Raw genomic sequence first — 8,324 nt, forward strand, 5'->3', positions numbered from 1 at the left:
AATTTCGTTATACTTCTGAACATAACGGCACAGGCTTCCGCTATTTCGATCTCTAAAGGTGAAAATAAGGAGTGAGCGGCGGAATAGAGGAGTGGCTATCCGTTATTTGGCTGTCGATACTCGGATTCGGGTCCATAGCATACGCCAGTTCCGCTATTTGTCGGATGCGCGGTCTCGCGAGCGCCAGTAAAGGCGGCAAGCCTTCACCGAGCATGCGAGGTATGCACTTCCGTAGGGGTATTACGCTTGGGGTATTACGCTTTCGTGCAAAAAAAGCGGGAACCGACTGCCGGCATACCTCGGCCCCGCTAACGGGGAGGGTCTGTGCCGGCGGCGCTTCCCGCCTGATCGGACTCCGGCTTTATTTACGCCAGGCCGAGCATTTGCTTCACTTTACGATAGTCGTGCTCCAGCCGTTCGTAAGCCGGGAACGGCGCATGGCATTCCAGCGTCACCCAGCCGGAGTAGCCGGTTTCCTTCAGCGCGTCGAACAGCGGCTGATGATCGGCTTCGCCTTCGCCGAGCCGGCATTGCAGAAACTTCTCTTCCCCGTGCTTCGTCCGGTTGACGAACGTTCCCGGAGCTCCGACTTCGGCTACGCGCTTCTCGTCCTTCACGTGGACGTGGAACATCTTTTTGCCGAGACCGATAACCGAATCCCGGCCATAGTCGGTATCGGTAATGTACATATTGCCCGCATCGTGGATCAGGCCGATGTTGTCTTCCCCGACGAGATCGACGATGCGCAGGCTGGACTCCACCGTTTCCGCGAGCGATACGTTATGAATTTCCAGCACGATGCTTGTGCCTTGCTTGCCCGCTTCGACCGCGCATTTTTTCAGCCAGTGCGCCGCCTTCGCGTAGTGGTAGTCTTGCGCAAGGAACGCGTTAGGCCCGCCGGCGCCTACGCGGATCATATCCGCACCCAGCACGGCGGAAGCTTCGAGAATGCGCTGGAAATCGCCGTACGCCTGCTCGCACTCTTTATCGCTGCCGGTGGAGAACCCTCCCATATATCCGGCGATAACCGGAATGGCCAGGCCGAGCCCGTCGGCGACCGAGCGGATTTCCTTGATGCGGGTCGCGCTGGTCGTGGCGGACAAATGCGGCTCCCTCGCCGCGATTTCGATGCCGTCAAAGCCGATTTGTTTCGTAAGGCGCATCGCTTCCTGGATGCTGTGATCGATCAAAACTCCGCCGAATGCCGCAAATTTCATGTCGATTTCTCCTCCGCTTCGTATACGAGCTCGCCGTCTTTGTACGTTTGCAGCAGCCGGATGCGGTCCGCGTTCCGTTCGAACAGCACGACGTCGGCCGGCGCTCCGGGTGTAAGCCCCGCTCCTGCGGCCAGCTTCATGAACTGCGCCGGACGGACGGAGGACATTTCCCAGGCGTCGCGCAGATCGGCAAGCCCTGTACGGAGCACATGCTCGATCCCCCACAGCAGCATTTGCGCCGACCCGGCCAATATTTTCGGATTGCTTGCAAGCGACAGCCGCCCTTCTTCCGTCAGAACGACCTTCCCGCCGACGTGCGTCGTATATTCCCCTGCCGGCATGCCGGACAAATATACCGCATCGCTGACCATCAACGCTTGCGAGCCTTTCGTTTTGAAAATGACCTTCAGCACCGCTTCCGGCAAATGAAATCCGTCCGCGATGACGCACGACCACAAGTCGTCCTGCGCCAGCTGCTCCCAAATGTAGTTCGGATGACGGGGCATCATCAGATGGGCTCCGTTGCCGAGATGCGTCGACATGCGGGCGCCGGCGCGCACGGCTTCGCGGATTTGCTCCGGCGTAGCCGACGTATGGCCGATCGAGACGGTCACTCCGGTGGCGCTGCACTTCGCGATAAAATCGGCGCTCTCCGGCCATTCCGGCGACAGCGTCAGGATGCGGATGCGGCCTCCTGCGGCGCGCTGCCACCGCTCGAACAGCTCCCAATCCGGCGCACGCACGTAGTCGGCGCTATGCGCGCCCCTCGCTCCGTCCTCCGGGGAGATGAACGGGCCTTCGACATGTATGCCCGCTATCATCCGGTTCGTTCGGGCATCGCCGTCGCACGCCCGCGCAATGATGCCGGCCGCTTCTTCAATCTCTTCCGGGGAGTTCGTAATAATCGTCGGATAGTACGACGTAACGCCCTCGCGCCACAAGGCGCGGCTTGCCTTGACGACCAGATCGGTCGAGAAAGGCAGCGTATTGAAGTCGTCGCCCGCATATCCGTTTATTTGCAAATCCACGAGACCGGGGCCGATGATCGGCAATCGCTCCGCATGACCGGCCTCCAATGGCTCGATGCCCTGAATAAGACCGTTATGGATGACGACCCGCACGGCGAAACCGGTGGCGTAATGAATGCCTTCGAGAACCCGCGCACTTGCTTCGTTTCCGTTCGCACTCATCGCCTCACGCTCCATAGGAATCGCGGTCCACGTACAGCGTACAGTCCGCATGGCGGCGCAGCACGGTGGACGGGCATTCCGTCGAGATGCTTCCGTTCAATGTACGTTGCACCGCATTTCGCTTAGTCGGACCGGGCACCATGCAGTACAGATGGGCGCCCGCCATCATCGTAGGGATCGTCAAAGTAAGCGCATGGGTCGGCACGTCGTCGAACGTCGGGAAGCAGCCGTCGTTCACTTGCTGCTGGCGGCACGCGTCGTCGAGCTCGACGGCTTTGATCGTAAACGGATCGTCAAAATCGGCGACCGGCGGATCGTTGAACGCGATATGTCCGTTCTCGCCGATTCCGAGACAAACGATATCGATCGGCGCCTCGCGCAGCAATTCCCCGTACCGCTTGCACTCCTCTTCGATCGAGCTCGAGCTGTCGATCAGATGAACTTGGCCGGGCTTCACTTTGTCGAACAGACGCTCGCACAGAAACCGGCTGAACTTCTGGGGCGCATCGTTCGGCAGTCCGATATATTCGTCCATATGGAACGCCGTGATGCGCGACCAATCGATGTCGGGATCGGAGGCAAGCGTATCGAGAAATTCGTTCTGCGAAGGCGCCGCGGCGAAAATCATCCGGAGCCGGTCTTTCGTGCCGAGCAGCTCCTTGATCGTAGCGGCCGCCGCCCGGCCCGCCGATGTCCCAAGATCTTGCCGGTTTGCGTATACGTTCACTTTCAAATGATCCACCGATTGTGCCTTAACGGGTTGTGGCTGCAGGCTCATGTCACTCTTCCTCTCGAATCAATTGTTCGATCGCTTTGCGGATGATCGTCTCGGTCTCGGGGGCGAACGCCGCAGGCAGCGCGAAGTAAATGCCCGAGTCCTTGCCCTCGTAGCCGCCTTCGGAGATCTGGGCCGCAGTCGGCACGTAACCGATCATTCCGTTGCTGTATCCCATCGGGAGCGTGCCGTCCCCAGACAACCGCTTCGCATAGTCGCCGTATTCCAGCACGACTTCACCGTCCATGGCGAGGAACGATAAGCCGTCCGCGAGCTTGATCCGGGTCAGCTCGAACGGGATATGGCTCTGCAGCTTCTCCGGTCGGCCTCGCAGCTTCTCGCCCCATTCAGCCAACGCACCGCCCTTCGCGATGCTTGCGTCGATCTCCGCTTCCGTCGGCAGCGTCTGAAACGGCAGCTGCACGACGATCCGTCTGCCCGACACCGGCACGGACGCGAGCTCGTCCATCGCTCCGTCCAATACGCGTTCCACTTCATTCGCGAGCTGCCGGCCGAATTTCGCGACCTCCTCCTCGCTTCCCGCATAAAACTTGTCGTCGCGGTGAAGCGCCGGGCGGACGTTGCCCGTGCAGCCCTGCAGAAACGATACGATCGTGCCGCGTCCGAACGTGGCTTCCAGACGCTCCGCGGCAACCCCCGGATATTCCGAGGTGACGAAGTTCGTATTGGTCGTCGTCGGGTGGCACGTATAATGAATGAAAACCGCCTTCGTGACGCCGTCCTCCTTGCGGAAACGGATGACGTTCACATCCGTATCCAGCAGGCCGTCCGGATTCGGCGCCATGGCCATCTTTCCGTTAACGATTTTGCGGCGGTTGATGCCGATGCGGCAATTGCCCTTGCCGCGTTCGATCGTCACCGGCTCAAGATTGGCTATAGCCGCCTCGATGCCGAGAAACAGCGCTTGATCGAGGCTTTCCAAATAGTCCGCATCCGGCAAGCCGAGAATATCGCAAAACTCCGTGCTCGTCTGCGGACCGCCATGCGTATGCTGGGCGCTCAGAATGAGATCCGACGGTCCGATCCCGAACCGCTGCGCAATCGTCTCGCGTATGCGGGCCATCCGCTCGCTGCCCCACCAGATGATGTCTCCCTGCGCGATCAGTACCCGGCTCTTCTTCCCGCCTTCGTCATGCTCGAACACGTTGATTCTCGCGTACAGACGGCGATTCACTCCTAGAAAAGGACCCTTCCGGTGTCCGAAGCCCGCGAGCGGGATCGGACGTTCGGGCGTAATATCGATTTTGGCCGTTCCGAGCAGCAGTTTCGCTCCGCTCATTCGGACACCTCTTCCAGCTTGATCGGCAGCCCTTGTGCCGACGAGTCATAGATCGCCTCGACGAGCTGGACTGCGCGAAGTCCGTCGAGCCCTTTCAAATACAGCTCTTCGCCGGATTCGATCGATGCGATGACGTTCTCCATCTGGATGCGATGGTTGACGTGGGAGATGCTCCGCGGATCGGATACGCCTCCGTAGTTCGTATTGCCGCCGAGATCCGGCGCTTCGACGCCGGGTACGGTCCAATGCGTGACCGAGGAGCCTTCGAGCTTGATCGTGCCGTGCTCCCCGTACAGATTCAAAGCCGCGGCGAAGCCGGGCTGTATGCTCGTCGACGCCATAATCGTGCCGAAGGCGCCGTTCTTGAACGTCAGCAGGGCCAGACCCAGATCCTCCGCTTCCATCTTGTGCGTATTCGTCGCCGTTTTGCCATAGACGGTATCGACGAGTCCCCCGAACCAGAGAAGCAGGTCGATCGAGTGAATGCCCTGATTCATCAGCGCTCCGCCGTCCTGATCGATCGTTCCCCGCCAATCGGCGCTATCATAGTAAGACTGCGCGCGGTAGAACGGAAGCGATACTTCCACGAGCAGCAGTTTGCCGAGCGCGCCACTGTCCAGCACGTTGCGGACGGCGACATGCTGGGCTTCGAACCGCCGCTGGGAGATGACCGACAGCGTCACGCCGCCCGCCTTCGCCGCGCGGATAAGCGCGAGCGAGTCCTTCGTATTCATCGCGATCGGCTTCTCGATGATGAGATGCTTGCCCGCATTCAGGACGTCGAGACCGATCGTGGCATGGCTGCCGCTCGAGGTCGTGACGCAGACGATGTCGATTTCCGGATTGGCGAGCAGCTCCCTGTAGTCCGTCGCATAACCGCAGCTTTCCTTTTCCGCGAACGCCTTCGCCCGCTCTTCCGTCCGGTTGGCGACGGCGACGAGCTTGCCGCGCTCGATTTCCTTGATCGCAGCGGCATGAAAGTCCGCAATCGAGCCGGTGCCGATAATGCCGAATCCCCACGTTTTCATCCGTATTCCCTCCTAGGAATGAGTTACTTCGCCGGGAATGCTTCCCCTGTCAGCACGCGGAAAGCGTCCAGCGTCATCTTCGAGCCGGCCGCTTTCGTGCCGCCCTCCGGCTTGTAATGCGTTTCGATCGTAAACAGGCCTTCGTAGCCGTCTTCCTTCAATGCCTGCAGCTGCGCGATGAACGGCACGTTGCCGGAGCCGACGGGCACGCATCGGGAGGAACCGTCCGGGAGCACATAGGCGTCTTTAATGTGAACGTGTGCAAGAACGTCTTTAATAAAGCCGTATCCTTCGGGGAAAGCCGGACGTCCTCCATACGCTTCATTACCCGGATCCCACAGCACTTTCATCGCCGGAGAGCCTACGGCGCGAACGATGCTGCCCACCTCTTCGGCGAAGCCTCCGTTGCAAGCCGGTTCGTTTTCCTGAAGCAGCATGACGCCTTCCTTCTCCGCCAGAGCGGCCGCTGTCTTTAAATGAGCGACGATTTCGTCGAAATATCGTTCCGGCTCCGTCTCGCGCCAGAATGAGAATATGCGGATATTCCGCGCACCGAGCATTTTAGTAATCGCGATGACCCGTTTCAGCTTCTCATGGTGAGCCTCCACGCTTTCCTCCGCCTGTCCGAACACGTCTCCCGACGCTACCTTGCGGTTCGGATCGAGCGCGCATTTGTACAGCGGCGAGGCGATAGCCGTTACGGAGAGCCCTCTCTTCTCGATTTGATGGCGAACCGCCGCCACCTGCTCGTCCGTCATATTCGAAATATTGACGCCGTCCACGACGCGCACCTCGATATGTTTCAACCCTTGCTCCACGATCCAGTCCAGCGATTTCTCGAATTGATCCGGATATACCTCATCCGTAAGTATGCCAAGACGATCCATTACCATAACGGTTTCTCCCCTTTCGACTCGTGCGAGCGCTCTTGCCCGGCCAGGTCCGGGTTGTGCCCGCATCTTTCCAACTATAACTATACCAAGGTTGGGACGGGATTTGTTGATCTTTCTTTCGATCGGAGTTTACTTTTTTTTCGTTTCCCGCCCGCCTACAGCTGTATTATAGTTGTATCTCAATTTCCTCGTCAATGGAAGGCGCATCATAAGCGAGTCTAATCCGCCCCGCTTCTCTATATTCGAAATATCCGCTATAATTGGTATTAAAAGCTTTTTACGGTCAAGCAGGCACAACCCATCCCGCTATAGAAACGGAAGGTACGAATGAGACGCGATAACGAATTCCGCTACTCCCGCCTGGCGCATATTCTCCGCGAACAAATTATGTCCGGCTTCATCAAGCCGGGGGAATATTTGCTCTCGGAGAACGAACTGTGCAAATATTACGGCCTTAGCCGCACGTCGGTGCGCAAATCGCTCGAGCAGTTGCAAAAGGAAGGCCTTATTGTGAAAAAGGTCGGTCAAGGGACGATCGTCTCGCCCGATCTGGTCATCTCGCCCAGCGAGCGGCGTACGCTGCGCATTTTAACCAATGCGCCCTCGTATTTTGTCGACAACTGCCTCGGAACGATCATCGACGCGTTCCAAACCAAGTTTCCCCATGTCGACGTCAAGCTTCTCACGTTTCCGAGCTGGAACTACTGGGATTCCATGATGACGAGCATCGAGCTGGGCCAGCCCCCGGATCTCGTGCTGATGACGGACAGGCACTTCGCGCATCCGGATCGCGCGGACTCCTTTCTCGATCTGCGCGAGCATCTGGACGACCTGCTCGGCGAATTGTATCCCCGGGTCGTGGAGCCGTTCCGCGAGGGCAACGTTCAACCGGCTATTCCGGTCACGTTCTCTCCGGTATATTTGGCCTACAATCCGGAGCTGTTCGCCCGGTACGGCGTGGAGGAGCCCCGCGCGGGCTGGACCAAGGAGGAGCTGATCGAGGCGGCCCGGAAGCTGACCGTCGATCAGGACCGGGACGGCATCACCGATCTGTACGGTATGTCGCTATCCTCGTTCCTGAACCGCTGGCCCGTGATCGCGCTGCAAAACGGCGTCAAGTTCGACGAGTCGACCGATCGCTCGGCCGTCGTCGATACGCTGAACTTTTTCCACGATGTCGTGTACAAGCAGCGGATCGCGACACTGTACCACAGCTCGCGCTCCACCAGCAATGCCGGCGCCTTCCTCCGGGAGAAAGCCGCCATGGTGCTGACGACCTCGATCGAAATCGCCGGATGGCGCAACGAGAACATGCCGTTCGAAGCGAAGGTGGCGCCACTGCCGTTCGGGCCGGTCAAATCGACGCTGCTCGTCGCCAATACGTTCATGGTTCACAAGGAATGCCAAGACCGGGAGCTGGCGCTCGCTTTCCTGCGCACGACGCTCGACCATAAGCTGCAGACGCGTCTCGCCCGCGAGACCGGGTTCCTGTCCTGCATCCCGGAAGTGAACGAAGCCGTGTGGGACGCCACCCGCCTTGCTTCGCTGAACATCGCGAACCGCCAAATCGAGAACGGCTACTTTTTGCACGAGCTGCTGGGCGATTTGAACGTGCTCGAGGAGCTGGAAGCGGAGATGGAGCTGTACTGGGGAGGGCTCGAATCGGCCGAATCGTTTGCCGACCGGATGATCCGCATCTTGTCGAACAAATCCTAGCTTGCCCCGCATGGCGGTGCCTCGCAACGAACCATTGCCGAGCGCCCGATAGATAAACCGATTCGTTCGAAGCTCCCGCAAGGGAGCTTTTGAGGCTGTTGAAAAAGTCTGCAAAGAGAGGAAGCTCCGAAGACAAGAGGTGGGGGAATGCGCTCCACATCCGTTAACATCGTGTTGTTTTTAAGATTTTAGCGGTTACAACACG

Annotated in this window: 7 protein-coding genes; 1 reads left to right on the top strand and 6 read right to left on the bottom strand. The window is 59.0% G+C overall.

The window, feature by feature from the left end:
• Positions 1 to 365: 365 nt before the first annotated feature.
• The 6 genes from FE784_RS09650 to FE784_RS09675 are packed head-to-tail and all read right to left on the bottom strand — an operon-like array spanning position 366 to position 6,403.
• On the bottom strand, positions 366 to 1,217 hold the full coding sequence (locus tag FE784_RS09650; RefSeq protein ID WP_139601985.1) for a sugar phosphate isomerase/epimerase family protein: 852 nt from the start codon (positions 1,215 to 1,217) through the stop codon (positions 366 to 368).
• Positions 1,214 to 2,407 carry an N-acetylglucosamine-6-phosphate deacetylase gene (locus FE784_RS09655; RefSeq protein ID WP_139601986.1) on the bottom strand — a complete coding sequence of 398 codons (1,194 nt, stop codon included), beginning with the start codon at positions 2,405 to 2,407 and terminating at the stop codon, positions 1,214 to 1,216. The genes FE784_RS09650 and FE784_RS09655 overlap by 4 nt, the downstream gene beginning before the upstream one ends.
• A 4-nt stretch (positions 2,408 to 2,411) precedes the next feature.
• Positions 2,412 to 3,185: a glucosamine-6-phosphate deaminase gene (locus tag FE784_RS09660; protein WP_139601987.1), complete on the bottom strand. Its 774-nt coding sequence runs from the start codon at positions 3,183 to 3,185 to the stop codon at positions 2,412 to 2,414.
• A gap of 1 nt (position 3,186) precedes the next feature.
• Complete coding sequence (locus FE784_RS09665; protein WP_139601988.1) at positions 3,187 to 4,482, bottom strand: neutral/alkaline non-lysosomal ceramidase N-terminal domain-containing protein; 1,296 nt, start codon at positions 4,480 to 4,482, stop codon at positions 3,187 to 3,189.
• Positions 4,479 to 5,510 carry a Gfo/Idh/MocA family protein gene (locus tag FE784_RS09670; protein ID WP_139601989.1) on the bottom strand — a complete coding sequence of 344 codons (1,032 nt, stop codon included), beginning with the start codon at positions 5,508 to 5,510 and terminating at the stop codon, positions 4,479 to 4,481. Before FE784_RS09670 ends, FE784_RS09665 begins: the two co-directional genes overlap by 4 nt.
• A 23-nt stretch (positions 5,511 to 5,533) precedes the next feature.
• Complete coding sequence (locus FE784_RS09675) at positions 5,534 to 6,403, bottom strand: sugar phosphate isomerase/epimerase family protein (RefSeq protein ID WP_139601990.1); 870 nt, start codon at positions 6,401 to 6,403, stop codon at positions 5,534 to 5,536.
• 327 nt (positions 6,404 to 6,730) lie between these two features.
• On the opposite strand from FE784_RS09675, the gene FE784_RS09680 reads away from it, so the two are divergent.
• Positions 6,731 to 8,119 carry an extracellular solute-binding protein gene (locus tag FE784_RS09680; RefSeq protein ID WP_139601991.1) on the top strand — a complete coding sequence of 463 codons (1,389 nt, stop codon included), beginning with the start codon at positions 6,731 to 6,733 and terminating at the stop codon, positions 8,117 to 8,119.
• The last annotated feature ends 205 nt before the right edge of the window (positions 8,120 to 8,324 follow it).

It is taken from the genome of Paenibacillus hemerocallicola (assembly GCF_006265175.1).
Taxonomy (GTDB): Bacteria; Bacillota; Bacilli; order Paenibacillales; family NBRC-103111; genus Paenibacillus_AB; species Paenibacillus_AB hemerocallicola.